Consider the following 25,895-nt stretch of genomic DNA (forward strand, 5'->3'; position numbering starts at 1 on the left):
AATCTTCTCTAATCAGGATCGTATCCAACCGGATACGAAACCGTTATCAGTCATACGATCCACGGTTTACGTGACAGAGTACTATGGCACGTCTCGAACTAAGCAACCTGCACGCGGAAGTAGCAGAAGGCGATGAGAAGATCCTCGAGGGCGTCAATCTCGAGGTCGAGTCGGGCGAGATTCACGCGCTGATGGGTCCGAACGGGTCCGGGAAGTCGACGACTGCAAAGGTCATCGCCGGCCACCCAGCCTACGAGGTCACCGAGGGCGAGGTCCTGCTCCACTTAGAGGAGGACGAGTTCGGTGACGAGGTCGAGATCGACGAGGACCAGCGAACCTGGAACCTGCTCGAGCTCGAGCCCAACGAGCGTGCCGCGCTCGGGATCTTCCTCGGCTTCCAGTATCCGGCCGAGATCGACGGCGTCACGATGACGAACTTCCTGCGCACAGCGCTCAACGCCAAGATCGAAGAGCGCGAGGAACTCTTCGAGGGCGAGGAGGGCGACGACGAGGAGGAAGCGGACGAAGGCTTCGAGACGTCCCCGATGGAAGGCCCCGCAGACGAGGGCGAGGTCGGCGTCGCCGAGTTCCAGGAGATCCTTCAGGAGAAGATGGAAGCGCTCGACATGGACGAGCGCTTCGCCCAGCGCTACCTCAACGCGGGCTTCTCCGGCGGTGAGAAGAAACAGAACGAAGTGCTGCAGGCAGCTATCCTCGAGCCCTCGATCGCCGTCTTAGACGAGATCGACTCCGGGCTCGACATCGACCGCCTACAGGACGTCTCCGCCGGCATCAACGCCCTTCGCGACGAGCAGGGCACCGGTATCCTCCAGATCACCCACTACCAGCGCATCCTCGACTACGTCGAGCCAGATCACGTTCACGTGATGCTCGACGGCCAGATCGCCAAAAGCGGCGACGCCTCGCTCGCAGCGGAACTCGAGGACAAGGGCTACGACTGGGTCCGCGAAGAGGTCTACGGCACTGCGTAACCGAATTCGGCTAGAACAACGGTAATAACCTTACAGCCGTAACCATAGACACAATCAAATTATGAGTTCCGAACAAGATCACCTCAAAGAAACTGACACTGAAGCGCGGTTCGAGTTCAAGAAAGAACAGAACGCCGCGGTGAAGTCCGAGAAGGGCCTGACCGAGGAGGTCATCCGCATGATCTCCGAGGACAAAGACGAGCCAGACTGGATGCTCGAGCGCCGCCTGCGTGCGCTCAAGCAGTACCAGAACATGCCGATGCCGACGGACTGGCCCGGCCAGCCGGACCTGACCGAACTGGACATCGAAGAGATCGTCCCGTATATCCGCCCGGACGTCGACAAGCGCGAAGGCGTCGACGACTGGACGGAGTTGCCCGACGAGATCAAAGACACCTTCGACAAGCTGGGCATTCCAGAAGCCGAGAAGAACGCTCTCTCCGGCGTCGGCGCCCAGTACGAGTCCGAGGTCGTCTACCAGAACATGCAAGAGCAGTGGGAGGAGAAAGGCGTCATCTTCATGAACATGGACCGGGCGGTTCAGGAGCACCCTGAGATCGTCAAGGAGTACTTCATGACGACGTGTGTCCCCCCAAGCGACAACAAGTTCGCCGCACTCCACGGTGCCGTCTGGTCCGGCGGCTCGTTCGTCTACGTCCCCGAGGGCGTCACCGTCAACATGCCCGTCCAGGCGTACTTCCGGATGAACTCTGAAGGGATGGGCCAATTCGAGCACACGCTCATCGTCGCCGAGGAAGGCTCCGAAGTCCACTACATCGAGGGCTGTTCTGCGCCGAAATACGGCACTCACAACCTGCACTCGGGTGGTGTCGAAGTCTTCGTCGGCGAGGACGCACACGTTCAGTACTCGACCGTCCAGAACTGGTCGAAGAACACGTTCAACCTCAACACCAAACGCGCTATCGTCGAAGCAAACGGCACGATGGAGTGGGTCTCGGGCTCGATGGGCTCGAAAGCGACCATGCTCTACCCGTGTTCGATCCTCAAGGGCCGCGGCGCGACCGACACCCACATCACCATCGCCTTTGCCGGCGAGGGCCAGGACATCGACACCGGCGCGAAGGTCTACCACAACGCGCCCGAGACGAGTTCGACCATCGAATCCAAGTCGATCTCGAAAGACGGCGGCCGCACCAACTACCGTGGCCTCGTCCACATCGCTGACGGTGCCGAGAACTCCTCGACCGCCGTCGAGTGTGACGCGCTGATGTTCGACAACGAATCGACCTCGGACACCATGCCGTACATGGAGATCGAGGAATCGAAAGTCGACGTCGCCCACGAGGCGACCGTCGGCAAGATCGGCGACGAGGACATCTTCTACCTCCAGTCGCGCGGACTGGACGACGACGACGCCAAGAAGATGATCGTCGCCGGCTTCATCGAGCCGATCACGGAGGAACTGCCGATCGAGTACGCGGTCGAACTCAACCGCCTCATCGAACTCGAGATGGAGGGAAGCCTCGGATAATATGAGCACGACGCAGGTACACGCCAATCTGACCGACGAACAGGTACGCGAAATCAGCGGGAACTTAGACGAGCCCGAGTGGCTCTTAGAGACCCGTCTCGAGGCCCTCGAGGCCCTCGAGGCGCTCGACATGCCCGACGTCATCCGCACGCCGGGTCGAGACTGGACGAACCTTCACGAACTCGATTTCGAGTCGCTCGTGGACCCGCTGAACGCGGCCGAGAACAAAGATCAGGTCGGTCCCGAGGACGTCGACGTCCTGCCGTGGGCCGAGGCGGTCGACGAGCACGAGGAACTCCTCAAAGAGCACTTCGGCTCGATCGTCGATCCTCAGGAGAACTACCTGACGGCGCTCTCGACGGCGCTGTTTAGCACGGGAACCGTCGTCTACGTCCCCGAAGGTGTCGACGCCGAGGACGTGACGATCCGCACCGAGCAAAACTCCCGCTCGCTGTTCAACTACACGCTCGTCGTCACCGAGGAATCGAGTTCGGTGACGATTCTCGAGCGCCAGTCCACTGGCGACGAGGCCGACGAGCAGTACTACAGCGGTATCGTCGAAGTTGCCGCCGGCGAGAACAGCTACGTCCAGTACGGCAGCCTCCAGAACCTCTCGGAGGACGCCTACAACTTCACCCTCAAGCGCGGTGACGCGGACACGTACGCGACGATCAACTGGGTCGAGGGCAACCTCGGTTCCCAGTTGACGAAGACCGAAGTCTCGACGGAGCTCAACGGCGACTCCTCCGAGACACAGATCGTCGGTGCCTTCTACGGCCACAACGACCAGCACTTCGACCTGGACGTGAAGGTGTGGCATCGTGCCGAGCACACGACGGCCGACCTCGTCACTCGCGGCGTCACCGACGACGTCGCCCGCTCGGTCTACGAAGGGGTTCAGGACGTCGGCCGCGACGCTTGGGACACCAGCTCCTACCAGCGCGAGAACACGCTGATGCTCTCCGACGAGTCCGAGGCCGACGCCTCACCGAAACTGATCATCAACAACCACGATACCGAGGCCAGTCACTCCGCGACGGTCGGCCAGATCGACGCTGAGGACCTGCTGTATATGACCTCCCGCGGTGTCGATCCACGGTCGGCACGCAACATGCTCGTCGAAGGCTTCTTCGTCCCCGTGCTCGAGGAAGTCGACGTCGACGAACTGCGCGAGGACTTAGAAGACCTCGTCGCGGCACGACTTCGCGAGCGATAGACCCGACCGCCGCGACGCTCGATTCGGAACTCGAATCCGGGATCGGTTGGCCGTTCCCGAGCGGTTTTCGTCGCGTTTTTTGCCCGCCCAGCGCCGGCAGTGTGTCGACCCCGCGACGGTGTCTGACGACGACTTTTGTACGATGCGCTGGTACACCTGACTGATGCGGGCCCTTTCCGTCGAACTCGAGGACGAACTCGTCGACGCACTCGAAGCCGAGCGAGCGCTGTTCGGCTTCGAGAGTCGGCAGGCGTACGTTCGCTGGATCATCGAACACCGCGGCTCGATCGAGGCCGACCAGCCGGCTGACCGCAGCGGCGACCGGGACCGGGATCGAGATCGACTGCTGGCGGAGTATGGCAAGCGACTCAATCGGCTCGAGGACCGAGTTTCGGCGCTTTCGTCGACGGCCGATCGAGACGAGGATCGAACAGACGACGGAGCGGACGCGGGCGACACGAACGGTGCGACACCGACATCGACAGTCGACGCTGCCGACTCGGATCGGGACGGATACGTACCCGCCGACCAGCGTGATCGATCGAGCCAGTGCGACGATGCGGAGACGATGCAGTCAGCAGAGCCGGTCCTCGAGGTACGTGGCTCACCTCGGACGGTTCGACACGGCCCCGAGGCGACTGACCAACGAGACGGTGAGGCCTCGAGGACGGCATCGGGAACACGTGCCGACGGTGGGTCGGCGGCGACGGACGACAGTTCGGTGGCGACCACCGATGCCGCGGTCGAGTCCGACGCCGACCAGACGGCCGCCACCCCGACGCTCTCCCCGGAACGCGTCGCACGCATTCCGGAAGATCCGGTGGTGGAAGACGCCGGCGTGCTCGGCTCCGTCGAGACCGAGCGACTCGACGAACTCTCCCGACGAGCGGTTGCGACGACGCGCAAACGGCTGAACAGGGAGGTCCAAACCGGCCTCGAGTACACCTCCTCGACCCGACTCGCCGATGACGGTGTTCGTCCGGGCGAGGATGTGGCCGATCTCGAGGCGCTGTCGATTCCGGGTCGGTCGGCAGAGACGATCGAGAAACGCCGTCACGCCGTCGGTCGAGCGCTCGCGTACGTGCGGGACGAAGGCCGAGCACGCCGCTCCGATTTCGTCGAGGCGCTCTATAAGGAGTGTCCGGCCGGCTACGAGACCGAAGACGGCTGGTGGCGGTGTATCAAAACAGGGCTGAAGCAGGTCGACTGCGTCGACGGTGGCGAGGGATCACGCGTCTGGCATTATCGGCGATGAGCACCGGACAGGACGCCGTCGACCGACTCGAAAACATCGAGTAGGGACGGTTAAGTATCAGCGGCCCGGACATCGTCGTATGAGTTTGGGACAGCGTGTCTCGAGCGACAACCAACTGACTCGACTGCTCCAGATCGGGGTCGTTTTGGAAGAGCTAGTCGAGTCACGGGCCGCCCACCATCTCGATTCGCTTTCGCCCGAAGAGCAGGCGACGGTCGACGAGGCGGTACAAGAGTTGCTCGTCGAGGCCGCAGCAGAGTCGGCAGACCACCGGGAGCGCCTCGAGGCGCTGATCGCTGATCTCGAGGCCGAGACGGTTCCCTACGAGGAGATCAACGCGTTGGTCGACGCCCAGTACGGCCCCCCGGAAGATACCGACGGCGTCCTCTACGATCAACTGGCGAACGAAGAGACGGCGTACAAGTTCTACGACGACCTCATCGAAGCGATCGAGGCGTCCGACGCCGAGTTCGCCATCGATCGCGACCGACTGCTCGCGACGCTCTCCGAGATCCGCGAAGAAGAACGTGAGGGCGTCAAAGAGGTAACCGAGATCATGGAGCAACGAGCATGAACACAGTCGGCTACCCGGAGCACGCGGTCGCTGTCCCTACGACGCTGCGAACGGTACGGTGTATGGACTCCCGGGGGTTGTTACGCCGGCGAGAAAACACTGCGACAGGCGGCTACAACGGAGAGATGCAATGAATACCGCAGATCAGTATCTCAAGGCTATCTATCTCGCACAACGAATCGAAGAGGGCCCTGCATCGACCGGCACGCTCGCGGATTTGCTCGAGGTCAGCCCGGCGAGCGTCAACGAGATGATCGGCAAACTCGAGGATCGAGGGCTCGTCGAACACGAGAAGTACAAGGGTGCGACCCTCACCGACGAGGGACTCGAACGCGCACACGACGCCCTCCAGACGTACTGCATCATCGAACGGTTTCTCGCCAACGTCCTCGAGGTCGACGAGTTCCGCGACGAGGCACGGGCCTTAGAGAGCGTCATCGACGACACCGTCGCCGAGCGCCTCGACACCATCATCAACCGACCCAGCGACTGTCCCGACTGTTTCGATCCCGAGCGGGATTACTGCGAGCGACTCGAGGTCGGTCCCGACGGCTGTGCGGACTGAGACGGTCTGCGATCCCGAGTTTTCGGTGCCTCCAAGGCGAGGCCGCGGGTGCCACTGGCACTGACGAGAAGTCGTCCGTATGCGGCGCTGTTCTGTCGTTTCGACCGACTCCGTTAGGGCTCCGGATCGCCGAAACGAACGTATCTGTGCCCGACGAGCGCTGCGACGGCGAGTGCGGCGACGACGGTCACGCCGATCCCCAACGGCAGCGTCCAGCGCCCGTGGTTGCCGGCCCAGTCGTCGTCGAAAACGGCTGCATAGTAGGCTGCGATCTCCGTTCCGTGGACCGCGACGAGCACCTCGCGATTGTTCTCGAACGCGTTGTCGTTCCAGTTCGCGCTGCCGACGACGACCTCCCGATCGATCACCACGCCTTTGGCGTGGATCTTTTTGAACCGGTCGGTCTCGTCGACGAGTTTGGCCTCGAGCGGGAGCGATTCGTCGGCGGCCAGTTGCCGGAGTGCTTTCGTGAGCGCGTCGTTTTCGGCTTCGTTGTACCACGTCGAATCGAGCAGGATCTTGACGTCGACGCCCCGGCGGGCGGCGTCGATCGTCGCCTCGAGAACGGCGGTATCGTCGTCGATGCTGGCCTGTTTGACGAGGATTTCGTCGTCGGCCGCGTCGAGAAGTGTTGTCAGCCGCCGGTCGGCGTTGTCCGGCGCGACGAGGAGTTCGGCAGTATCGACGGGAACCGTCGTCGGTTCGTGTTCACGTGAGCGGATTCGGGTGTCTGCCCCGTCGCTCTCGTCGTCGACGAACGCGGTCGTTTCCAGATGGCTCGAACCGGCGACGGTGTCCCAGCCACCGTGGTCCGCTCGAAAGACAGCCGCGAGATCCGCCGCGAGCCGTTCGTCCTCGAGTCGAACGCCCCAGCCGCGACTCGAAGTTCCGCCGATGCCCGACGGTTTCCAGTTCTCGCTCGTGACGAGGACGGTGTCGTCGACGACAGCGTACTTCGGGTGGTGGTAACGGTAGCGAGCGCCTTCGTCGCCGATAACGCGGACGTCGACGCCGCCCGATTCAAGCGTTTCGAGGACCGGCTCGGTCGCTTGCGGTGTGCCGCCGACGGGCCCGCCCTCGAGGAGGACGGCGACGTCGACGCCGCGGTCGGCCGCCGCGACGAGGTCGGCTGCGATTTCGCTCGAGGTGAACGTGTACCCCGCGAGCAGGAGCCGATCGTCGGCCTCGCGGAGCGTTTCACGCGGAACGTCGGGTGCGTCGGGCAGGACGAACGCCGTCGCCTCGTCGACGTCGACGCTCGAGACGGGGAGACAGGTCGCGCCTCGAGGGTGCCAGCTTCCGTCGGCTGGGTCGGTCGGCTGTGAATCGGCAGTGACTGCGCCGCCGTCGGTTCGGTACCATCGTTCGGCTGTCGGTGCGCGGTCGTACGAGACCGTATCGACGACGGTCGTTCCGTTTCGCATCTCGAGTGTGTCGCCGTCGACGGCGAGTCGCAGGGTTCCCTCGAGGCCAAGGACAGGGTGGTCGGTCAGTCCATCGGTGACGTTCGGATCGGTACTCACCGCGACGCGGCCGGAGACGGTGCGGTTGGGAAGGGCAGCGGTCGTGTGTCCATCGGTGATCGTCCAGTTCTCGAGTGGCGTTTCTGGTGGGACCTCGAGGACGAGATACTCGCCGACGTTACCGTGGGTGGTCGGATTGGGGTAGAGTTCGACGATTCGGGGATCGATGTCGGTTGTATTCCCCGCTGTCACCGTTGTGTTCATCATGTTTGTCGACCCAGTCATACTGGGGGGACAGGGTGGGCCGCTTTCCAGATCGTGTCGTGGGTCGATCGACGAACTCTCGTTCGTCGTAGATTCGGCTGTCATGAACCCAATCCCTGCCGTCACAGTCGCGACGAACCCGACGGTACCGACCACGACGAGCACGACGTACGCGAGCCGTCGGCGCTCCATCGGGCCGTCTGGCCTCCCCTTCTAATATAAACCCTCGGCTCCAGCGTTCGACGTAGACGCTGTCCGTGGAACGGACACGTGAAAAATCGAGCCGATTCCGTCCGTTAGGCTGCCGGCTCGAGTGAGGCTTTCTCGGCTTCGGCCTGCACGAGGTACGCGCGGTCGTCACTGTAGTCGGCGACGATCTCGAGGGCATCGGCGGTGCCGATCTGGTTGAGCGCCCAGGCGGCGCTGGCGCGAACGCGGTCTTCCTCGTCGTCGGCCAGCACGTCCGCGAGCGGGTCGATGGCCCGGGTGTCACCGATCAGGCCGAGTGCGCGAGCAGCCCGACTACGAACATCTGCGTTGTCGTCGACCAGTTGGTTGGCGATCGGTTGGACGGCTGCCTCGGCACCGATCTCACCGAGGGCCCGGAACGCTGGCTGCTGGAGGTTCGGGTTCGAATCGACGTAGTCGAGCAGGGTCTCGACGACCTCGTCGTCGTCGACGCCGATCTTGCCGAGGATGCTCATTGCGGCCGTGTCCCGACGGTTGGCCTTCTGGAGCATCGGGTCGATGGCTTCCTCGGGACCCATCCGCTCGAGCGCCTCGAGACAGTGTTCTTCCATGAAGTCGGAGTCGAACGTCTCGAGGGCGAGCAGGATCATCTCGACGTTGCCACGTTTCTCGTGGACTTTCAGTGCGTGCCACTCCGGCGGGAAGTCCTTGACGTGATCGAGCACGTCGTAGAACCCTTCCCGACGCATCTGTTCGCGGACCTCGAGGTCGGTCCACTCGGTGGCGTCGTCGACGTCGGACTGGAGGTCGTCACAGCACTCGAGGAGACCGGCGATCGTCTCGGCGTCGTCGTCGGCATCGAGCGCTGCGGCCTCGACGGCGTCGGCCGCCGTCTCGAGCGTCGTCTCGAGTTGGGCGGGCACGTCCTCACCCTCGGCGGAGCGTGTTACGTCGCTGCCGAGCAGGTCGTTGAACGTCTCGAGGAAGTCGTCGACGGCCTCGATCAGTTCTGCGTTCCCTTCCTCGGTCCAGCGGGTACCGGTGATCGTGCCGCTGGCGCTTTCGATCTCGCTGACGACGTCCTCGCCGTAGGGACCGCGCTGGTCCTCGAGCTCGGACTCGAGGTCGGAGACGTCGCTGTCGATATCGTCGTAACGTTCCTGCAGTTGTTCTTCGGGCGTGGGCTCTTCGTCTTCTTCATCCTCCTCGTCCTCGTCGTCGGTCTCCGGTGGCTCCGGGATCTCGACTTCGTCGAACTCGTCGCGAAACGCCTCGAGATCGGCTTCGACGACGTCGAGGTCGTCTTCGGTCTCGGCGGCCTCGAGGTCTGCTTCGAGCCCTTCGACGTCCGATTCGAACGCCGCGAGGGTCTCGCGGATGGCCTCGAGGTCGACCGATTCGCGTTCCTCCTCGGTGTCCGTTTCGTCGGCACCGGCAGACTCGTCGTCGCTCATGGCATCACCCGGGTGCTGAAACGACGTCGACGCGTGGCGGTGTGCATACACTACGGTCGTGTCAGGACCGTCCTAAGCGTTTCCATGCAGTTCGGACGACGCTGGCTGCGTATCGTCGCGCCAGTAGAGCCACGGGCTGAGCGTCATGTAGGCGATCCCGAGCGTCAACAGGGCGTACGGGAACGTTCGGCCGGCAAACGACGGGATAAGAATCGCGAGCGCGTGGACGACGCCCATGATCGCGGCGTCGCGTGCGAGCAAGTCGGGATACCGAATGCGCGAGACCATCAGATAACAGAACGCGCCCGTGACCGCGAGGACGAGCCACGGCTCGGTCTCGCCGGCGAGGATCGCAGCCCCGAGGATCGTCGCAGCGAGTGTCGTCTGGACGCCCTCGGTACAGCTCCCGCTGACGTCGTACGCTGTGTACATGCCGAGTCGGGTAACGGCCATTGCGACGAACAGCGCACAGATCACAGTGACCAGCAGTAACTCGGTCGTCACCGCACCGAAGCCGATGTCGAACCCATCGGTGACGACGACGAAGGCGAGGACGGCAGGGGCGACAGCAAAGGAGGCGACATCTGCAAGCGAGTCGAGATAGGGGCCGGCGTCGGTGCCGCCGTAGCGCCGCGCGAGGATCCCATCCAGTCCGTCCGCGATCGCTGCAAGCAAGATGAGCCGAGCGGCGAGCTCGATGTCGACGAACGCGATGACGACGGCGATGAATCCCAGCGCCGCGTTGGCGACCGTCACCGCGTCGGCGACGCCCAGTCGCCCGACGAACCGGGGGAGCATACTCGCGGATTCGACGGGGAGCTACCTTACGTGTTTTCGTTTCCGAACGCCCACTCGAGTCGACTCGGCGTTCGACGATCGAACCGGGGCCGTTATGTCGCGACTCTCCTAACGCGTTCGTATGAACAGGCGCGCCTATCTCGCCGCCGTCGGAACCGCCGTCTCTGCCGGACTGGCCGGGTGTTCGACCGTTCGCAGCGCCTTCGAAGACGAGCCCTGTAGCGGCGACGAATGTACGATCGCGATGAGCCGAAACGAGTTCCTCCCCGACGAGTACGAGACACAGGTCGGCGAAACCGTCGTCTGGAAGAACACGAGCGGGGCCGACCACACCGTGACCGCCCTCGAAAACAGCATCCCGGAGGAGGCGGAGTATTTCGCAACCGGCGGCTTCGAGGACGAGGAGACGGCCCGCACCGCCTGGCACGATTACACCGGCGGTCGGCTCAGCCCCCGCGAGACGTTCGAACACACCTTCGAAGTGCCGGGCACGTACACCTATATTTGCGAACCCCACGTCAGGGGCGGCATGATCGGAACGATCATCGTCTCGGAGTGACCGGCCACCTCGGTTCCGACTCCCTCGGTTGTGTGTCAGTTGTTCGTTTTTGCACCGCGAGCGCGCGTTCGGTTCCGTAACGAGTCCTTTCGCCACTTCACAGGCGGTCCGTACACGGCATAGCCGCGACCGACTCGAGGCCGCGAACGGCCGTTTCCGTCAGCAGTCTCTTCGAAAACCCTGTCTGTGACTCGAGGAGATCCCGCTACAGTCGGCCATTGAGAATTATTCCGTTATCGAGTATATTTCTATACATATATAGATTCAGACAGTTAGTTGTTGGATAACGAATCGGTCGCTGACGGCCCGCTAAAGGGGGTGAAATGGGACATGTCATCCGGTCACTGGGTAGGATATGACATACTCTGATCAGAATCCTCCATGTTTATACATTGGGCTCACGGTGGTCTATGTATATGTCCGAAACCGGGGCTGAGATCCGTCCGCTGGTCCGGCAGCTTCCCGATCCGACAACAGCGTCGAACGTCCACTACAACCCATCGCTTGCTGAACTCCGTGAGCTCGCGGCCGACGACGAGACGACCACCGAGTTTGGGTCGCCGTCGTACGTCAGTGAGTATCGATCGCGGAGTTCCGATCGGACGAAAAACACCGTCGATGCCGACTTCTCCGACCGCGATCACGAACTGGTCGACGAGGCTATCGATCTCGTGGGCGAGCGCAAACTGGTTTGCGTCGACCGGCTGATGGGTCGCCACCCCGAGGCGACGTTTTGTTGCCGACTGTTCGTTCCCGTCGAGCACGCGCGTATCGCGCTGGCGTGGGCGAACCTGTTCGAGCCAACCGACGGCCGCGAACCCGACCTCTACACCGTCCAGCTTCCCGACCACGACGAGACGGCGATTCGTGTCCTGCCGGATGAGAGTTTCACTGCGGTGTTAGGCAGCGACTACACCGGTGAAGCCAAGAAGTCGTTCCTTCGGATGTTCATGTTCCGAATCAAAGAGCAGGGCGGACTCGGCCTCCACGCCGGCAGCAAGCGCGTTCGCGTCCGTGACGAGGATGGCGACCTGCGCACTGTCGGGCAGGTGTTCATGGGGCTTTCGGCGACCGGCAAATCGACGCTAACCTCCCACGGCTGCTGGCTCGAAAATCCCGAAGACGCCACGATGTTGCAGGACGACGTCTGTGGACTCTTGCCAGACGGCTCGGTGCCCGGCAGTGAGGGGCAGGGCCTGTTCATCAAGACGATCGGCCTCGGTGAAGACGAACAGCCCGAACTGTACGAGGCCGCAACCGACGAGTCGGCGATCTTAGAGAACGTCGCCGTCGACGACGACGGCACGGTCCACTTCGACGAGGATCGCTACACCGCAAACTCCCGTGCGATCATCCAGCGCGATCAACTCGAGAGCGCCGACGACGAGATCGACTTAGAGCGGATGGATCAGGTCTTCTTCATCACGCGGAACCCGCTGATGCCGCCGGTCGCGAAACTCAACGACAAGCAGGCCGCCGTCGCGTTCATGCTCGGTGAGTCGATCGAGACCAGCGCCGGCGATCCATCCCGTGCGGGTGAATCGATCCGCGTCGTTGGGACGAATCCCTTTATTATGGGTCCCGAAGGCGAGGAAGGCAACATCTTCCAGGATCTCATCGACGAACTCGACGCCGAGTGTTTCGTCATCAACACGGGCTATCTTGGCGCGAAGTCCAAAGATATCGGCGTCACCGAATCCGTCACGGTGCTGACGGAAACTGCACGCGGGACGATCGAGTGGACCGACGACGACCGGACCGGATTGACGATCCCCGAATCCGTCCCCGGACTGGACATCGAGAAGTACTACGTCCCCGACCACGTCGAGGACTACGACGACGCCGTTGCAGAGTTGCGTGCCGAACGACGAACGTACCTCGAGCAGTTCGACGAACTCCGCGACGAAATCAAAGACGCCGTCTACTGATTCAGACGGTCCGTTCACGCTGTATTCGATCCCCGTTTTGCCCTGTTGATCGTCTCTCAGCCGTGAGCGATGGCGTTGCCGAACAGGAATACTGTTATATGAGTCCAGTTCTCACCTCCAGTAATGAGTCCACAGGTACGAACGCCAACGGCCCGCGTATGCGAACGGTGTGGTCGAGCAGAACGATGGGACAGCGACCTCGAGGCGTGGCAACTCGCCCGCGAAGACGGCGAAAAGCAGGTCGGGAACCCACACTGTCTTCACGAGTGGGACATCAACGGGACGTTCAATCCCGTCGCTGAACCCGACGAGTAGCCGAACGTGTGATCGCGACGGCCTGTCGTCTGCGACGTGTCACGAGCGGTGCGCGGATCTTTTTGCAGTTTCGCTCGTACCCAACAGTATGCCGACCGTCTACATCACGGCGCCGCCGGACGACGCCAACGAGATCGCCGAGACGCTGGTCGAGGAGCGACTCGCGGCCTGCGTCAACCGACTGTCGACGACCTCGACGTATCGCTGGGACGGCGAGATTCACCACGACGACGAAGCCGTCCTGCTCGCGAAGACGACCGACGGCGCCTACGACGACCTCGTCGAGCGCGTGCAGGCGCTGCATCCACACGACGTGCCGTGTATCGAGTGCTTCGACGAAGCGGACGTTCTCGAGTCGTTCGCGACGTGGCGGGCCGAAAGCGTCGACTGATCGTCAGCCGCTCGCCAACACCGGTACGGTACGCCGTCACAGGCAGTGACTGCCCGAAAAAGCAACCCTTAAAACTCGCGCACGGGTTATCACGGATATGGCTGGAACCATCGAAGTGCTCGTTCCGGGTGGCCAGGCCAACCCTGGCCCACCGCTCGGTCCCGAGCTCGGACCGACGCCCGTCGACGTGCAGGCAGTCGTACAGGAAATCAACGACCAGACGGCCGCGTTCGACGGCACGGAAGTGCCCGTCACCGTCGAATACGACGACGACGGCTCGTTCGACATCGACGTCGGTGTCCCACCGACGGCCGCACTCGTCAAAGACGAGGCCGGTTTCGAGACCGGCAGCGGCGAACCGCAGAAGGACTTCGTCGCTGACCTCTCGGTCGACCAGGTCAAGAAGATCGCCGAGCAGAAACACCCAGACCTGCTCGCCTACGACACGATCAACGCGGCAAAGGAAGTCGTCGGCACCTGCGCCTCGATGGGCGTCACCATCGAAGGCAACGACGCTCGAGACTTCAAGGAAAAAGTCGACAGCGGCGAGTACGACGACGTGCTCGCAGCAGACGCGTAATCGGTTCGGACGTCGACGCCGGACGAGACCGTTTTTTTACGACCGTAAAACGGTGAGCGATCAGCAATCCGCTCGAAGATTGTGAGCGACAACTCGATCATCGTTTACAAAGTACCGAAGCCGTTAGTCGATCGAGCGTCGCAGTCAGCTCGGGTCCAGTATCAAACTTTGTTCGCGGGCGGGACGGTCCGCTCGTCGGGACTGGTCGTTCCGGCCGATCCGAACAGGACGCGGACGCCAGCGCCGACGCCGAGTGCGCCGGCAAGAACGGCAACGGCAGCAGTCGCGACGAGTGATAGGCCAGCAAGACCGGCGACAACGCTTCCGGTGATGACGCCGATCCACACCTGATCGGCACCGAACCGCGCCGCGACGGCGTGGCCGATCGCGACGAGTCCGAGCGCCGTCAGTATCGGCAGTAGTGTGAGACCAGTGATGACCAGTACGATGCCGAAGAACGTCCCGAGGCTCGTCCCGACGATCAAATACCCCGTCGCTGTAACCCCGCTGAGGACGAGAAGTGTCGGCAATCCGATACACAGTGAAATAACCGGACTGCGGCGTGATTTCGTCACGGTCCGAAGCCCGTACCCCTGTCCCAGGCCGAGCACGACCGAGGCGACCACGAGCATCGCGGCGAACTGGACACCGACGCGCTCGAGCGAACTCAGCGACTGGTACGTCTCGAGATCGAGTCCGGTAACGAAAAGCGGCACGAACGACTCGAGTGTCGTCGAGCAAACGACACTATATAAATCTAATGGCCACATGCTGAAACGCTACAGTGGCATATTCTATAGTATTTTCGGTAATTGATATTATTTCCACACGTGATAGAAACACGAATAGTCTCTCGGACCGATCACTCGGTTGGCTATCGGTGACAGTCGCCGTTCGCCTCGAGATCGGATCTCGTGGCCGGTTTTGGGAACTCCGTCAGGACAGTTCGACGGGTTTAAGTTCGACATGGCACTTCGTTCAACAGAGACAGGCATTGCCTGTTTCACTGACCCGTAGGAGCATTCCTGCGTACTACGGAGGTGAACGATGGCAGATTCGGATATCACAACCGCAGTGGCTCGCGCACTCGAGGAGTCGCCGGATCGGAACTTTACCGAGACGGTAGACCTCGCGATTAACTTGCGCGACCTTGACCTAAACGAACCGTCGAACCGTGTTGATGAGTCCATCGTCCTGCCGTCCGGAACCGGCCAAGAGACGATCATCGTCGTTATTGCCGAAGGCGAAACGGCTGTCCGCGCCGAAGAGGTTGCGGACGACGTGCTTTCGATCGACGACGTGGCCGATCTGGACGACGACGAAGCCAAAGATATGGCTGACGAGACGGACTTCTTCATCGCCGAAGAGGCGATGATGCAAGATATCGCCCGGCACCTGGGTACCATTCTCGGTCCCCGAGGGAAGATGCCGGACCCACTCTCGCCCGACGACGACGTCGTCGAGACCGTCAACCGGCTCAAGAATACCGTGCAGCTTCGCTCCGGCGACCGACGAACGTTCCACACGCTCGTCGGCGCCGAAGATATGGATGCCGAAGACATCTCGGACAACATCGACGTCATCCTGCGTCGCCTGCACGCCGACCTCGAGAAAGGTCCCCAGAACATCGACGCCGTCTACGTGAAGACGACGATGGGACCGTCCGTGGAGGTGGCCTAAAATGAGCGCACAGGCTGAACGCAAAACCGAGAACCTTCCCCAGTGGAAGAAAGAAGAAGTCGACGAGCTCGCGTCGATCATTGACAACTACGGGAGCGTCGGCATCGTCGGCATTGCTGGCATTCCGAGCAAGCAGCTTCAGGACATGCGCCGTGACCTTCACGGGACTGCCGAGCTGCGCGTCAGCCGCAACACCCTACAGACGCGTGCGCTCGAGGACGCCGGACTCGGCGACCTCGTCGAGCACATCGAAGGGCAGGTCGGCATCGTCGCGACCGACGAGAACCCGTTCTCGCTGTACAAGGAGCTCGAGGCGTCGAAGACGCCTGCGCCGATCAACGAGGGCGAAGTCGCGCCGAACGACATCGTCATCCCCGAGGGTGACACCGGTGTCGATCCGGGGCCGTTCGTCGGTGAACTCCAGAGCATCGGTGCAAACGCACGCATCGAAGAGGGCTCGATTCAGGTCATGGAGGACTCGACGGTCTTAGAGGCCGGCGAGCAAGTCTCTGCGGATCTGTCGAACGTCCTCAACGAGCTTGGGATCGAACCCAAGGAAGTCGGACTCGACCTCAGAGCAGTCATTGCTGAGGGCGTGCTCTTCGACCCAGAAGACCTCGACATCGATATCGAGGCCTACGAGAGCGACGTGGCGACGGCCGCCGCTCGTGCTCGGAACCTCTCGGTCAACGCGAGCTACCCGACGGAAGCGACCGCACCAACGCTCATCGCCAAAGCCACGGGCGAGGCCAAGAGCCTCGGCCTGCAGGCAGCGATCGAGGACGAAGCCCTGATGCCCGACCTCGTCTCGAAAGCCGACGCACAGCTGCGTGCGCTTGCGGCCCAGATCGACGACGAGGAAGCCCTGCCTGAGGAGCTGCAGGGCGTCGAGGCTCCTGCCGCACCGGCAGCAGCCGACGAGGGCGAGGACGAATCGGCAGACGACCACGACGACGCTGAGGCCGACGACGCCGACACCGACGACGACGAAGACGACGACGGTGACGGTGCCGAAGGACTCGGCGCAATGTTCGGATAATCAACGGAGGACCTACCAATGGAATACGTATACGCTGCACTCATCCTGAACGAAACGGACGAAGAGATCAACGAAGACAACCTGACGGACGTGCTCGACGCTGCCGGCGTCGACGTCGAAGAGTCCCGAGTCAAGGCGCTCGTCGCCGCACTCGAGGACGTCGACATCGACGAGGCAGTCTCGGAAGCCGCTGCCGTCCCAGCCGCAGGTGCCGCCGCAGGCGGTGCAGCTGCAGCTGACGAAGACGAGGACGCCGAAGAAACCAGCGACGTCCCAGACACGACGGACGAAGACGAGGACGACGACGAAGACGAGGACGCCGGTGGCGAGGGCCTCGGCGAACTCTTCGGCTAAGTCGCGACGCGACGACACCGCGAAATCCCGATTTTTATTCGACGCAACAGCCGGCCAGCGATAGCTGTGTGTGCTGACGATGGTCGAAAGCGATCGACACACTGACACTTCAACAGCGACTCGAGTCGATCGACGGCCGGCCCTCGAGTGAGCCGCCGCCGAATCGACCGCAGGTTTAAGACCGAACGGGCGGCCAGACGAGCCAATGGCCACCGCTCCAATCGAGTTCGTCACCGAGCCCTCGCTGACCCTGCAGTTGCTCGGCTGGATCGTGGCTGGCGCGGTGCTCGGAAGCTGTAGCGGACTCGTTCCCGGCCTCCACGCGAACAACTTTGCGCTGTTGCTCGCCGGCGTCGCGCCGTCGGTTCCCGGGCCGCCGCTGTTCGTCGGTTGTGCGATGCTCGCGGCCGGCGTCGTCCACACCTTTCTCAACGCCGTCCCTGCGATGGCACTCGGTGTTCCCGACGCCGAGATGGCTGTCACCGCGCTGCCGGCCCACCGGCTGGTGCTCGAGGGACGTGGCTACGAAGCGATTCGCCTCTCCGCACTCGGGAGCGTGCTGGCCGTCCTCGCAGCAGTCCCGCTGGCCATCCCGGTCACGTGGGGCGTGACGGCTGCGTACCCGACGATCCGGGATAATCTGGCGCTCGTGTTGACGATGGTCGTCGTCGCACTGGTCGCCTCCGAACGGACGTGGCGCGGGTGCGTCGGCGCCGTCGTCTCGTTCACGCTCGCCGCCGCGCTGGGGCTAGCTGCGCTCGATCTCTCGCCGGACGCGCCGCTCGAGGCCGGCGGGATGCTCGCACCCCTGTTCGCCGGGCTCTTTGGTGCGCCGGTGTTGCTCGATGCGATCCGCAGGAGCGGGATCCCGCCACAGCACAACGAGACCATCGCGATGTCCCATCCACTCGTTGGAATAACGGCGATCGTCGGTGCGTTCGCGGGTGCGGTCGTCGGCTACATTCCGGGGGTATCGGCGGCGATCGCCGCTGTCGCGGTGCTCGCGTTCGTCCCCGGCCGCTCCGGTGATCGAGGCTACATCGTCGCGACGAGCGGCGTCGACACGGCGAATACGATCTTCGCGCTGTTCGCACTGGTCGCGATCGGTCAGCCTCGGACGGGCGTGATGGTCGCCTTCGAGCGCGTCGGCGCACCGCTCGAGATTCCGATCTTACTCGCCAGTATCGTCCTCGCGGGACTGCTCGGATTCGTGCTCGTAATCGTCGCTGGAGATGCATATCTCGAGGCCGTCGGGCGAATCGATTACTGGAAGATTTCGGTCGCCGTCCTCGCACTCCTCCTCTGTCTCTCGTATCTGTTCACTGGCGTTGTCGGGATCGCGGTCTTTTGCGTTGCGGCCGCGATCGGGATGGTGCCGGTTCGAGTTCGGGCCCGACGGATCCACCTGATGGGCGTGTTGATCGGCCCGTTGTTCATCGGTATATAGAACGCCGCCATCAATTGCTGTATGTGAACATTTCACAAGTATTTTTTACCGAGATCGGTGTAGCGTTGTAAGGTGTCTTACCGATGGTAAACGCGACAGTCGACGTCATCTACCGGGGCGGACTCGAGTGCGATCAGAACTACATGATCGAGGGACAGACGTTGGGGACTCACGACGAGCCGAATCCGGACCTCGACTACGAGGAAATTCCGGTCTGGAATCTCGTCATCGATCATCCCGAAGCGACGATCCTCTGGGATACCGGCTCGCACCACGACGCACTCGAGGGCCACTGGCCCGAAGGACTCACACAGGCGTTCTATCCACACGACGCCCACGAACACCGACTGGACGAGGATTTAGAGGAGGCAGGCTACAGTATCAACGACATCGACGCGGTTTTCCAGACCCATCTCCATCTGGACCACGCCGGTGGCCTCGAGTTCTTCGACGGCACCGACGTCCCGGTGTACGTCCACGAGAAAGAGATCAAGTTCGCCTACTACAGCGCCAAGACCGATAAGGGGAGTGGCGCGTACATCCTCGAGGATTTCGACCACGACCTCAACTGGGAGATCATCCATCAGGATCGCGAGGAACACTTCGAGGACCTCGAGTTCGTCCGATTCCCAGGCCACACGCCGGGACTGACGGGGTCGGTGATCCACCTCGACGACGACGGCACCGTCGTCTTCACCGGCGATCAGGTCTACCAAGCGCCCAACTACGAGGCGGAGGAACCGCTCGGAGCCGGCCTCCTCTGGGGGAAGACGGAGTGGTTCGACAGCCTCCAGCGGATCAAGGAACTCGAGCGCCGCCACGACGCGGAGGTCGTCTACGGCCACGACACAGACCAGTTCGCCGAGATCGAAGACGGGTGGGGGCAGTGACGATGGGCTACGACCGCTCGGTGTCGGCACCCGAGCACGAACTCGGCCCGGAGACGGTCTGGCACCTCCAGATGCCACAGATCAGGTTCGGTCGCGACGCCGTCGAGGAACTGGGCTACCAGCTCGCCGATCTCGGGGTCGGCGGCGACGCCCACGGACTGCTCGTCACGGACGAGACCCTGGTCGATATCGGCCACGTCGGCCGCGTCAGGGACCACCTCGAGGACGCGGGCTACGACGTCACCGTCTGGGACGGAGCGGAACGCGAGCCGTCGATCGAGAACGTCGACCACTGCATCGAGTTCGTCCGCGAGCAGGAAGGCGATGCGGGCTACGATTTCTACCTCGGCTTCGGCGGCGGAAGCTGCATCGACGTGGCCAAAACGACTCGAGCGGTGATAGAAAACGGCGGGCAGGTACTCGATTACATCGCCGAGCCGACTGGCGAGGGCGAGGCGCTGACCGAGTCGGGGCCGCCGCTGATACTCATGCCGACGACAGCCGGCACGGGCGCGGAGATTTCGCCCGTTGCGATCCTCTCTGTCGAGGATCAGGAGATCAAAGAGGGGATCTCGAGCAACCACATTCGAGCCGACGCGGCCGTCCTCGACCCGACGTTTACGACGACGTTGCCGCCGGAGATGACCGCAAAGACGGCGATGGATGCGCTGGGCCACGCCATTGAGGGCTATACGACCCATCCATTCGACAGCCTCCTACGGGCGTCCGATCCGGGCTCGCGGCCGGTCTACGCCGGGCGAACGGGACTCACCGAGATGTTCTCCGAAAAGGCGATCGACCTCCTCTCGAGTAACGTCCGGACGGCAGTCCACAACGGTGACGATCTCGAGGCTCGTTCGGCGATGCTCAAGGGGGCCTTATTCGGCGCGATCGCGGGGCTGACGGCTGGCGCGAGCCTCTGTCACGCGATGGCCTACCCCGTCGGCAACCGGTATCACACCTATCACGGCGAGACTATCGCCGTCCTCACGCCGGCGACAACGCTCGGCTACAACGTGGCCAGCGATCCGGAGCGATTCGTTGCAGTCGCCGAGATGCTCGGTGCCGAGACCGACGGACTGGGCACTCGCGAGGCTGCAGATCGAGCCAGACAGGAGTACGTCCGGCTCCAGCAGGATCTCAACGTCATCCCGAGCGGTCTCAACGACCTCGCTGGGATCACCGAGGAGGATATCGACTGGCTAGCGAGCCAAACCGTCGAAACTCAACAACGTCTGCTGCGCTGTAATCCGCGGCCGGTAACCGAAGACGACGCCGCCGACATCTTCCGGGACGCGCTGTACAACTGGGAGTGAGCCGAGCCGAAGGGGACCTTACGGGTGACTCGAGTCCCGCGCGGCCGCCATGAGGTTCTCGACGCGCTCGCGTGAGACTTGGTTCGTGGTTTCCCCGCCCGTTTTGAGCGCCGTGCCGACGACGACGCCGTCAGCACCCGCCTCGAGGCAGTCGCCGACCGTTTCGTTTGTGACGCCGCTGCCGACGAAGACAGGGATGCGCTTTGGCGTCGATGCTCGGTCCGCCAGCACGTCCGCGACTCGCTCGACGTCCTCGAGTGCGGTCTCGGCTCCAGTGCCGGGCCCGGAGACGATCACGCCGTCAGCCATGCCGCGCTCGACCGTCTCGAGTGCGGCCTGCTCGAGGCTCTGTTCGCCGACCGGCGTCGCGTGTTTGACGTGGACATCCGCGAGGACGGCGACGTCGGCCTCGAGCCGGTCGCGAAGCCGGAGCGTTTCGTGAGCCCGTCCCTCGAGGATGCCTTGATCGGTCGCTGCAGTGCCTACGTGGACGTTTACCCGGATGAAGTCGGCCTCGGTGGCCGCGGCGATCGACAGCGCCGCGTCGGCGTCGTTTCTGAGCACGTTGATGCCGAGCGGGACGTCCACGGTTCGCTGTAGCGCCGACGCCAGCGCGGTCATATCCGTGACGACGTGGTTCGGAACGTCTTCGGAGTAAAACGGCGCGTCGCCGAAGTTCTCGAGCACGATGCCGTCGACCCCGCCGGCCTCGAGTTGGCGGGCGTCCTCGAGCGCGCGAGTGCGGACGGCTTCGCGGTCGCCATCGAACCCCGGCGCGCCGGGAAGGGGTGGAAGGTGAACCATCCCGAGAACGGGTCGATCGGCGTCGAATCGGTCGCGGAGCGGCGTCGGTGTGAGCATAGCGGTGGTGTGGGCTCGAGCGAGATAAGTCCGCACGACAAGCGGACGGGCGACACGGGATTCGAGATCGTTCCTCAGCCAGTCGACGGCTCAGTCGACGACTGGCTGGCGTAAAACCGGGTTCGTGCGACCAACAGATATGCAAGGACGACGAGCGAGACGGCGACGAGTGGCACGTGGCTGAAACCAAAGACAGCCGCCCCGAGTGTCAGATTGAGCAGCAATACCGCGTACAGTACGACGGCTGCGATCCACCCCATCAACGACCTTCGCCAGAGCAGGTAGGCGACAGCGAGCCCTGCGATGCCCATGTAAAACGCGAACGATGGCGCAGAGAGACTCGCAACCAGTCGCTCGAGGCCGTACAGCACCGTCAGCAAAACGACAGCGAGCACGCCGGGAGGGCGGGTGAGCGCGGATCCTCCGTCCATAGCGAGAGAGACAACCGAGCACGGATAAATATGTAGTCCAACGTGAATCGAGTTAATCTCTAAAATAGATCTATAGAAACAACCTTATTCGTTGTGGATCAAATCTGTGGCGATGCCAGAACCGTCCCGGCGTTCGGTCCTCCAAGCACTCGGTGGCGTGGGTCTCGGTGTCGCAGCCTCGAGACAGCCACAGTGGCCAGGCTTTTTCGGCGGGTATATCGAGGCAGCGCCGCTCGAACCGCTGCTCGACGCCGACGAGCACGACGATCAGCTTCCGCCGGATGAGTTCGTGACTCCCCACGATGATGACCTGCTCGTCGGCCTCGACCCGCTCCACGCAGCACTGGAACGACCCGACGAGCACGTCACGCTCTCACGGCGGGAGTTTGGTGCCACGTTCACTGCCCTTGAGGAACTCCCAGTCTTCTACCCCCACCGTCACGAGGGACACGATCATCCGGCAGTCGCTCGTGGACTCTACAGCCGTGATCTCGAGTATACGTACCGGGTCCAACTCGTTCCCTGGTGTAGTGACGCGTGGTGGATTCGGACGCGAGGAACGCCCGAGGGATGGGCCAGCTGTCGCGAGCGATAACCGAGCCCGTGACTCCCCCACGGGTAGTCAGTAGTCAGCACCACGAACGGCTCCGCTCGAGCCTCGAGGCGGCAAGGCCGTCGCCGTCCACGACCGTTTTCCCTCCGCCGTCGAAACACCACGTGATGACTGACCTGTTTACGCCACTCGAGTTGCGCGACCTCGAGGTACCGAACCGGATCGCCGTCTCGCCGATGTGCCAGTACTCCTGTGAGCCCGATGGGCTCCCGACGGAGTGGCATCGCGTCCACCTCGGCAGCCGCGCCGTCGGCGGTGCTGGCATCGTCATGACCGAAGCGACCGCCGTCGAACCTCGCGGGCGGATCACGCCTCACGGTCTGGGTATCTGGAGCGACGAACACGCCGACGCACTCGAGCCGATCACCGCGTTCATCCGCGAGCAAGGCGGCGTGCCGGGGATTCAACTGGCCCACGCGGGCCACAAGGCGAGCAAGTGTCGCCCCTGGGACGGCAATCTCCCGATTCAGCCCGACGAGACCGACCCCGACGGCGCGTCGGGCTGGGAGGTACTCTCGCCGTCGCCCGATGCCTATCCACCGTTCGACGGCGATCGTCCGGCGATGAAACGAGCCGATATAGACGACATTCAGGGCGTGATCGACGCCTACCGGGCCGCGGCCGAGCGGTCGCTCGCAGCCGGCTTCGAGATTGCCGAGGTCCACGCGGCCCACGGCTACCTGCTCCACGAGTTCCTCTCACCCGTGACGAACCACCGGGAGGACGACTACGGCGGGAGCTTCGAGAACCGCACGCGCCTGCTCCGAGAAGTCGTCGACGCGGTCCGAGACGTCTGGCCCGAGGACAAGCCCATCTTCGTTCGCATTTCGGGTACCGACTGGCTCGAGGGGAGAGACGCGTGGGATATCGACCAGTCCGTTCGACTGGCCGACGACCTCGCCGACCGCGGCGTCGATCTGGTCGACGTCAGCTCGGGCGGGCTCCACCCCGACCAAGCGGTTCCCGGCGGGCCGAACTTCCAGGTGCCACTCGCCGAGGCGGTCCGCGAGGGTGCAGACGTTGCCGTCGGTGCGGTCGGCGGCGTCACCGAACCCGAACAGGCCGACGCCCTCGTTCGCAACGACCGCGCCGACGTCGTTCTCGTCGGGCGGGAGTTCCTCCGCGATCCGTACTTCGGACTCCACGCGTCCGACGACCTCGAGGACGGTCCAACAGCGTGGCCGGAACAGTACCGGCGGGCGGTTCAGTAACGCACTGATTGCTGGGCGACGCTCTCAGTCGTCGGTCCACTTGATCGAACAGCCCTGCGACGGCTGCCACTCGAGGTCGACCGATTCGCCTGCGAGCACCGCCTCGATCGCCTCCCGAATGTGGAAGCGTGTCGGCTCGTCGTCGGGATTGAGCGCGTCGTCGAGGCGGCCCTGATAGACCAGTTCGAAGCCGTCGTCTCGCGGCTCCGCCGCTCGATCGTCCGCGGCGCGTTGCGCCGCGCGTGCAAAGAGGAACGGGTCCGGCGTACAGACCGCGCCGTACGCGCGAGCGACCTCCTGGCTGGCGTCGCGCAGGTAGGCGTCGTACTGGATCGTGCCGTCCTCGACGTACTCGCGCATCGACTCGAGGGAGTCCTCGGGATACTCCTCGGCGTCGTTGGGGTTGATCCCGACGACGGCGACGTCGTCGTACTCGGCGGCCAACTCGTTTAACAGATCGATCTTCGCTTTCGCGTACGGGCAGTGATTACATGTGAAAATGATCAGCAGTGCCTCGGCGTCGGCGAACGACTCGAGGGAGTAGGTCTCGCCGTCTGCCCCCTCGAGGTCGAACGCGGGGGCCGCGTCGCCGGCCGCGAGTTCGGAGTCGGATTCTTTGAGTACCATAGTCGTCGGTTCCGGACCTGCGGTCTTAAGCGCCTCGCTGGTCCGTGGGCCCGAGCAACGGGTCGACCCAGCGGACGGTCAACACGACCTACATATTTGTACCCTCCGTGAGATCGATATCATATGCAAACGCTCGAGGTCACGGACGACCAGTACGCTGCCATCCAGTCGCTTCGCGAAGCGATCTCCGAGGACGTCGTCGGCGAGTACGGCTTCGTCCGCGAACGCGATGCCGTCCAGTTCCTGCTCGACAATCTCGACGACGACGCGGCTGTATCCGTCGAGACGACAGTCGAGTCCTCGGCGACCGACGACGTCGCTGCCTCGGTCGGGGCCGCAATCGAGGGCGAGACGGACCCCCACGCACTCGAGGAAGTCTCCTACGACGAGGACGATTCCATGACGGACGGCGACGAAGCCAGCGGCGGTGACGGGGAGTCGATGGGCGAGTTGAGAGGAGACCCGAACGCTGGCACGACCACTGTCGGTAGCGATGTCGACGGTGGCAACGGGACCGAACGCGACGCCACCGATGTCGACGATGACGGCAACGGCAGCGCCAGTGACAGCGACGATGCTGACGCTACCGAGACGGACGACGCGTCAGACGATTCGAGCGGTGACGCCGACGACGACGATATGTTGAACGAGATGATGAGCCTCCTCGAGACTCACGACGACAAGTGGGGTGAGGCCGCCTCGCCGGATTATCGCTACAGCGTCGACTTGCCCGACGGCACGACGGAACAGGTCCAGACGAAAGACGATGTCCGGGCGCTGTTGTTCAAAAACTATCGGTAGCGACGGGGCAGGGTCGTAGCTCGGCCACGATCGGTCACGGGTCCGGTCGTTCTGGACGAACGAACAACGGTAGAACTTTACTCACGCTTGCATTTCTGGGATGTATGAGCGAACGCGAGGTACTCGAGTTGCTTCGTGAGAACGCGCGTTATTCGACGGCAGATATCGCGCGAATGACCGGCCTCGACGAGTCCGAGGTCGAGACCACGATCGAGGAACTCGAGGCAGCAGGTGTGGTTCGTGGGTATCAGGCGGTCGTCGACTGGGACAAACTGGAAGACGAGCGCGTCCGCGCCGAAGTCGAGTTGAACGTCACGCTCGACCGCGAGACGGGCTATGCCGACATCGCAGAGCGCCTCGCACGGTTCCCCCAGGTCAAAGCTTTGCGGCTGGTCAGCGGCGACTACGACTTCGATATGGAAGTCGAGGGCGACTCCATCCGCGAAGTGTCCCAGTTCATCAGCGAGAAGGTCGCGCCCGTCCCCGAGATCACCCAGACGGTCACCCATTATGTGATGACCTCGTACAAGGAAAATGGGATCGAACTCGGTGACGGCGACGACGACGAACGGCTGTCTGTCTCACCCTGA

The 25,895-nt window shown here is 63.1% G+C and carries 28 protein-coding genes; 21 read left to right on the forward strand and 7 right to left on the reverse strand.

Annotated elements, in window-relative coordinates; genetic code table 11:
* The first annotated feature begins 83 nt into the window (after window positions 1-83).
* The 6 genes from GCU68_RS13410 to GCU68_RS13435 all read left to right on the forward strand — a co-directional run bounded on the left by GCU68_RS13410 (window position 84) and on the right by GCU68_RS13435 (window position 6,094).
* On the forward strand, window positions 84-992 hold the full coding sequence (locus GCU68_RS13410; protein WP_152942411.1) for an ABC transporter ATP-binding protein: 909 nt from the start codon (window positions 84-86) through the stop codon (window positions 990-992).
* Window positions 993-1,053: 61 nt separating this feature from the next.
* The gene (gene sufB, locus GCU68_RS13415) at window positions 1,054-2,484 is read left to right on the forward strand and encodes a Fe-S cluster assembly protein SufB (protein ID WP_152942412.1); all 1,431 of its coding nucleotides are present in this window, start codon (window positions 1,054-1,056) and stop codon (window positions 2,482-2,484) included.
* 1 nt (window position 2,485) lies between these two features.
* The gene (gene sufD, locus GCU68_RS13420; RefSeq protein ID WP_152942414.1) at window positions 2,486-3,700 is read left to right on the forward strand and encodes a Fe-S cluster assembly protein SufD; all 1,215 of its coding nucleotides are present in this window, start codon (window positions 2,486-2,488) and stop codon (window positions 3,698-3,700) included.
* A 163-nt stretch (window positions 3,701-3,863) separates the two neighbouring features.
* A complete protein-coding gene (locus GCU68_RS13425) occupies window positions 3,864-4,955 on the forward strand; it encodes a hypothetical protein (RefSeq protein WP_152942416.1) in 1,092 nt (363 codons plus the stop codon).
* Window positions 4,956-5,034: 79 nt separating this feature from the next.
* Window positions 5,035-5,529 carry a type 2 periplasmic-binding domain-containing protein gene (locus tag GCU68_RS13430; RefSeq protein WP_152942417.1) on the forward strand — a complete coding sequence of 165 codons (495 nt, stop codon included), beginning with the start codon at window positions 5,035-5,037 and terminating at the stop codon, window positions 5,527-5,529.
* Window positions 5,530-5,659: 130 nt separating this feature from the next.
* Complete coding sequence (locus GCU68_RS13435; RefSeq protein ID WP_152942419.1) at window positions 5,660-6,094, forward strand: metal-dependent transcriptional regulator; 435 nt, start codon at window positions 5,660-5,662, stop codon at window positions 6,092-6,094.
* 113 nt (window positions 6,095-6,207) lie between these two features.
* Here GCU68_RS13435 and GCU68_RS13440 read toward each other — a convergent pair whose 3' ends face one another.
* The 3 genes from GCU68_RS13440 to GCU68_RS13450 all read right to left on the reverse strand — a co-directional run bounded on the left by GCU68_RS13440 (window position 6,208) and on the right by GCU68_RS13450 (window position 10,262).
* Complete coding sequence (locus GCU68_RS13440; protein ID WP_152942423.1) at window positions 6,208-8,013, reverse strand: phospholipase D-like domain-containing protein; 1,806 nt, start codon at window positions 8,011-8,013, stop codon at window positions 6,208-6,210.
* Window positions 8,014-8,117: 104 nt separating this feature from the next.
* A complete protein-coding gene (locus GCU68_RS13445; protein ID WP_152942425.1) occupies window positions 8,118-9,464 on the reverse strand; it encodes a HEAT repeat domain-containing protein in 1,347 nt (448 codons plus the stop codon).
* A gap of 72 nt (window positions 9,465-9,536) precedes the next feature.
* Window positions 9,537-10,262: a protein sorting system archaetidylserine synthase gene (locus GCU68_RS13450; RefSeq protein ID WP_152942427.1), complete on the reverse strand. Its 726-nt coding sequence runs from the start codon at window positions 10,260-10,262 to the stop codon at window positions 9,537-9,539.
* Between the two features lie 121 nt (window positions 10,263-10,383).
* On the opposite strand from GCU68_RS13450, the gene GCU68_RS13455 reads away from it, so the two are divergent.
* From GCU68_RS13455 to GCU68_RS13475, 5 genes are all read left to right on the forward strand, one after another.
* Complete coding sequence (locus GCU68_RS13455; protein WP_152942429.1) at window positions 10,384-10,821, forward strand: cupredoxin domain-containing protein; 438 nt, start codon at window positions 10,384-10,386, stop codon at window positions 10,819-10,821.
* A 416-nt stretch (window positions 10,822-11,237) separates the two neighbouring features.
* The gene (locus GCU68_RS13460; RefSeq protein WP_152942430.1) at window positions 11,238-12,749 is read left to right on the forward strand and encodes a phosphoenolpyruvate carboxykinase (ATP); all 1,512 of its coding nucleotides are present in this window, start codon (window positions 11,238-11,240) and stop codon (window positions 12,747-12,749) included.
* A 123-nt stretch (window positions 12,750-12,872) separates the two neighbouring features.
* Window positions 12,873-13,064: an HEWD family protein gene (locus GCU68_RS13465; protein ID WP_152942431.1), complete on the forward strand. Its 192-nt coding sequence runs from the start codon at window positions 12,873-12,875 to the stop codon at window positions 13,062-13,064.
* Between the two features lie 88 nt (window positions 13,065-13,152).
* On the forward strand, window positions 13,153-13,455 hold the full coding sequence (cutA, locus tag GCU68_RS13470) for a divalent-cation tolerance protein CutA (RefSeq protein ID WP_152942432.1): 303 nt from the start codon (window positions 13,153-13,155) through the stop codon (window positions 13,453-13,455).
* A 97-nt stretch (window positions 13,456-13,552) separates the two neighbouring features.
* On the forward strand, window positions 13,553-14,035 hold the full coding sequence (locus tag GCU68_RS13475; RefSeq protein ID WP_152942433.1) for a 50S ribosomal protein L11: 483 nt from the start codon (window positions 13,553-13,555) through the stop codon (window positions 14,033-14,035).
* Between the two features lie 161 nt (window positions 14,036-14,196).
* Here GCU68_RS13475 and GCU68_RS13480 read toward each other — a convergent pair whose 3' ends face one another.
* Window positions 14,197-14,805, reverse strand: a complete 609-nt coding sequence (locus GCU68_RS13480; RefSeq protein ID WP_152942434.1) for a hypothetical protein — start codon at window positions 14,803-14,805, stop codon at window positions 14,197-14,199.
* Window positions 14,806-15,082: 277 nt separating this feature from the next.
* Between GCU68_RS13480 and GCU68_RS13485 the strand changes: the two genes are divergently transcribed.
* The 6 genes from GCU68_RS13485 (at window position 15,083) to GCU68_RS13510 (ending at window position 20,761) form a co-directional block, all read left to right on the forward strand.
* Window positions 15,083-15,715: a 50S ribosomal protein L1 gene (locus GCU68_RS13485; protein ID WP_152942435.1), complete on the forward strand. Its 633-nt coding sequence runs from the start codon at window positions 15,083-15,085 to the stop codon at window positions 15,713-15,715.
* Between the two features lies 1 nt (window position 15,716).
* Entirely contained in the window at window positions 15,717-16,754 is a 1,038-nt protein-coding gene (locus tag GCU68_RS13490) for a 50S ribosomal protein L10 (protein ID WP_152942436.1), read from the forward strand.
* 18 nt (window positions 16,755-16,772) lie between these two features.
* Window positions 16,773-17,108: a 50S ribosomal protein P1 gene (gene rpl12p / locus GCU68_RS13495; protein ID WP_152942437.1), complete on the forward strand. Its 336-nt coding sequence runs from the start codon at window positions 16,773-16,775 to the stop codon at window positions 17,106-17,108.
* Window positions 17,109-17,313: 205 nt separating this feature from the next.
* Window positions 17,314-18,555: a tripartite tricarboxylate transporter permease gene (locus tag GCU68_RS13500; RefSeq protein ID WP_152942438.1), complete on the forward strand. Its 1,242-nt coding sequence runs from the start codon at window positions 17,314-17,316 to the stop codon at window positions 18,553-18,555.
* 83 nt (window positions 18,556-18,638) lie between these two features.
* A complete protein-coding gene (locus GCU68_RS13505; RefSeq protein ID WP_152942439.1) occupies window positions 18,639-19,445 on the forward strand; it encodes an N-acyl homoserine lactonase family protein in 807 nt (268 codons plus the stop codon).
* A gap of 2 nt (window positions 19,446-19,447) precedes the next feature.
* Complete coding sequence (locus GCU68_RS13510) at window positions 19,448-20,761, forward strand: hydroxyacid-oxoacid transhydrogenase (protein ID WP_152943725.1); 1,314 nt, start codon at window positions 19,448-19,450, stop codon at window positions 20,759-20,761.
* An 18-nt stretch (window positions 20,762-20,779) separates the two neighbouring features.
* On the opposite strand, the gene GCU68_RS13515 is transcribed toward GCU68_RS13510, so the two are convergent.
* Together GCU68_RS13515 and GCU68_RS13520 are read right to left on the reverse strand one after the other, a co-directional pair.
* Window positions 20,780-21,622: a BtpA/SgcQ family protein gene (locus GCU68_RS13515; protein ID WP_152942440.1), complete on the reverse strand. Its 843-nt coding sequence runs from the start codon at window positions 21,620-21,622 to the stop codon at window positions 20,780-20,782.
* 74 nt (window positions 21,623-21,696) lie between these two features.
* A complete protein-coding gene (locus GCU68_RS13520; RefSeq protein WP_152942441.1) occupies window positions 21,697-22,053 on the reverse strand; it encodes a hypothetical protein in 357 nt (118 codons plus the stop codon).
* Window positions 22,054-22,165: 112 nt separating this feature from the next.
* Here GCU68_RS13520 and GCU68_RS13525 point away from each other — a divergent pair, with 112 nt between their 5' ends.
* A complete protein-coding gene (locus GCU68_RS13525) occupies window positions 22,166-22,648 on the forward strand; it encodes a hypothetical protein (RefSeq protein WP_227014862.1) in 483 nt (160 codons plus the stop codon).
* Window positions 22,649-22,773: 125 nt separating this feature from the next.
* The gene (locus GCU68_RS13530; RefSeq protein ID WP_152942444.1) at window positions 22,774-23,877 is read left to right on the forward strand and encodes an NADH:flavin oxidoreductase/NADH oxidase; all 1,104 of its coding nucleotides are present in this window, start codon (window positions 22,774-22,776) and stop codon (window positions 23,875-23,877) included.
* Window positions 23,878-23,901: 24 nt separating this feature from the next.
* Here GCU68_RS13530 and GCU68_RS13535 read toward each other — a convergent pair whose 3' ends face one another.
* Window positions 23,902-24,504: a thioredoxin family protein gene (locus GCU68_RS13535; protein WP_152942446.1), complete on the reverse strand. Its 603-nt coding sequence runs from the start codon at window positions 24,502-24,504 to the stop codon at window positions 23,902-23,904.
* A gap of 123 nt (window positions 24,505-24,627) precedes the next feature.
* Here GCU68_RS13535 and GCU68_RS13540 point away from each other — a divergent pair, with 123 nt between their 5' ends.
* Together GCU68_RS13540 and GCU68_RS13545 are read left to right on the forward strand one after the other, a co-directional pair.
* On the forward strand, window positions 24,628-25,305 hold the full coding sequence (locus tag GCU68_RS13540; RefSeq protein ID WP_152942448.1) for a hypothetical protein: 678 nt from the start codon (window positions 24,628-24,630) through the stop codon (window positions 25,303-25,305).
* Between the two features lie 104 nt (window positions 25,306-25,409).
* A complete protein-coding gene (locus GCU68_RS13545; protein WP_152942449.1) occupies window positions 25,410-25,895 on the forward strand; it encodes an Lrp/AsnC family transcriptional regulator in 486 nt (161 codons plus the stop codon).

This window comes from Natronorubrum aibiense, assembly GCF_009392895.1.
Taxonomy (GTDB): domain Archaea; phylum Halobacteriota; class Halobacteria; order Halobacteriales; family Natrialbaceae; genus Natronorubrum; species Natronorubrum aibiense.

Bases quoted from the DNA above. Each gene is read 5' to 3' on its own strand.
- GCU68_RS13410 (WP_152942411.1), top strand. From the start codon at position 84: ATGGCACGTCTCGAACTAAGCAACCTGCACGCGGAAGTAGCAGAAGGC.
- sufB (WP_152942412.1), top strand. From the start codon at position 1,054: ATGAGTTCCGAACAAGATCACCTCAAAGAAACTGACACTGAAGCGCGG.
- sufD (WP_152942414.1), top strand. From the start codon at position 2,486: ATGAGCACGACGCAGGTACACGCCAATCTGACCGACGAACAGGTACGC.
- GCU68_RS13425 (WP_152942416.1), top strand. From the start codon at position 3,864: ATGCGGGCCCTTTCCGTCGAACTCGAGGACGAACTCGTCGACGCACTC.
- GCU68_RS13430 (WP_152942417.1), top strand. From the start codon at position 5,035: ATGAGTTTGGGACAGCGTGTCTCGAGCGACAACCAACTGACTCGACTG.
- GCU68_RS13435 (WP_152942419.1), top strand. From the start codon at position 5,660: ATGAATACCGCAGATCAGTATCTCAAGGCTATCTATCTCGCACAACGA.
- GCU68_RS13440 (WP_152942423.1), bottom strand. From the start codon at position 8,013: ATGGAGCGCCGACGGCTCGCGTACGTCGTGCTCGTCGTGGTCGGTACC.
- GCU68_RS13445 (WP_152942425.1), bottom strand. From the start codon at position 9,464: ATGAGCGACGACGAGTCTGCCGGTGCCGACGAAACGGACACCGAGGAG.
- GCU68_RS13450 (WP_152942427.1), bottom strand. From the start codon at position 10,262: ATGCTCCCCCGGTTCGTCGGGCGACTGGGCGTCGCCGACGCGGTGACG.
- GCU68_RS13455 (WP_152942429.1), top strand. From the start codon at position 10,384: ATGAACAGGCGCGCCTATCTCGCCGCCGTCGGAACCGCCGTCTCTGCC.
- GCU68_RS13460 (WP_152942430.1), top strand. From the start codon at position 11,238: ATGTCCGAAACCGGGGCTGAGATCCGTCCGCTGGTCCGGCAGCTTCCC.
- GCU68_RS13465 (WP_152942431.1), top strand. From the start codon at position 12,873: ATGAGTCCACAGGTACGAACGCCAACGGCCCGCGTATGCGAACGGTGT.
- cutA (WP_152942432.1), top strand. From the start codon at position 13,153: ATGCCGACCGTCTACATCACGGCGCCGCCGGACGACGCCAACGAGATC.
- GCU68_RS13475 (WP_152942433.1), top strand. From the start codon at position 13,553: ATGGCTGGAACCATCGAAGTGCTCGTTCCGGGTGGCCAGGCCAACCCT.
- GCU68_RS13480 (WP_152942434.1), bottom strand. From the start codon at position 14,805: ATGTGGCCATTAGATTTATATAGTGTCGTTTGCTCGACGACACTCGAG.
- GCU68_RS13485 (WP_152942435.1), top strand. From the start codon at position 15,083: ATGGCAGATTCGGATATCACAACCGCAGTGGCTCGCGCACTCGAGGAG.
- GCU68_RS13490 (WP_152942436.1), top strand. From the start codon at position 15,717: ATGAGCGCACAGGCTGAACGCAAAACCGAGAACCTTCCCCAGTGGAAG.
- rpl12p (WP_152942437.1), top strand. From the start codon at position 16,773: ATGGAATACGTATACGCTGCACTCATCCTGAACGAAACGGACGAAGAG.
- GCU68_RS13500 (WP_152942438.1), top strand. From the start codon at position 17,314: ATGGCCACCGCTCCAATCGAGTTCGTCACCGAGCCCTCGCTGACCCTG.
- GCU68_RS13505 (WP_152942439.1), top strand. From the start codon at position 18,639: ATGGTAAACGCGACAGTCGACGTCATCTACCGGGGCGGACTCGAGTGC.
- GCU68_RS13510 (WP_152943725.1), top strand. From the start codon at position 19,448: ATGGGCTACGACCGCTCGGTGTCGGCACCCGAGCACGAACTCGGCCCG.
- GCU68_RS13515 (WP_152942440.1), bottom strand. From the start codon at position 21,622: ATGCTCACACCGACGCCGCTCCGCGACCGATTCGACGCCGATCGACCC.
- GCU68_RS13520 (WP_152942441.1), bottom strand. From the start codon at position 22,053: ATGGACGGAGGATCCGCGCTCACCCGCCCTCCCGGCGTGCTCGCTGTC.
- GCU68_RS13525 (WP_227014862.1), top strand. From the start codon at position 22,166: ATGCCAGAACCGTCCCGGCGTTCGGTCCTCCAAGCACTCGGTGGCGTG.
- GCU68_RS13530 (WP_152942444.1), top strand. From the start codon at position 22,774: ATGACTGACCTGTTTACGCCACTCGAGTTGCGCGACCTCGAGGTACCG.
- GCU68_RS13535 (WP_152942446.1), bottom strand. From the start codon at position 24,504: ATGGTACTCAAAGAATCCGACTCCGAACTCGCGGCCGGCGACGCGGCC.
- GCU68_RS13540 (WP_152942448.1), top strand. From the start codon at position 24,628: ATGCAAACGCTCGAGGTCACGGACGACCAGTACGCTGCCATCCAGTCG.
- GCU68_RS13545 (WP_152942449.1), top strand. From the start codon at position 25,410: ATGAGCGAACGCGAGGTACTCGAGTTGCTTCGTGAGAACGCGCGTTAT.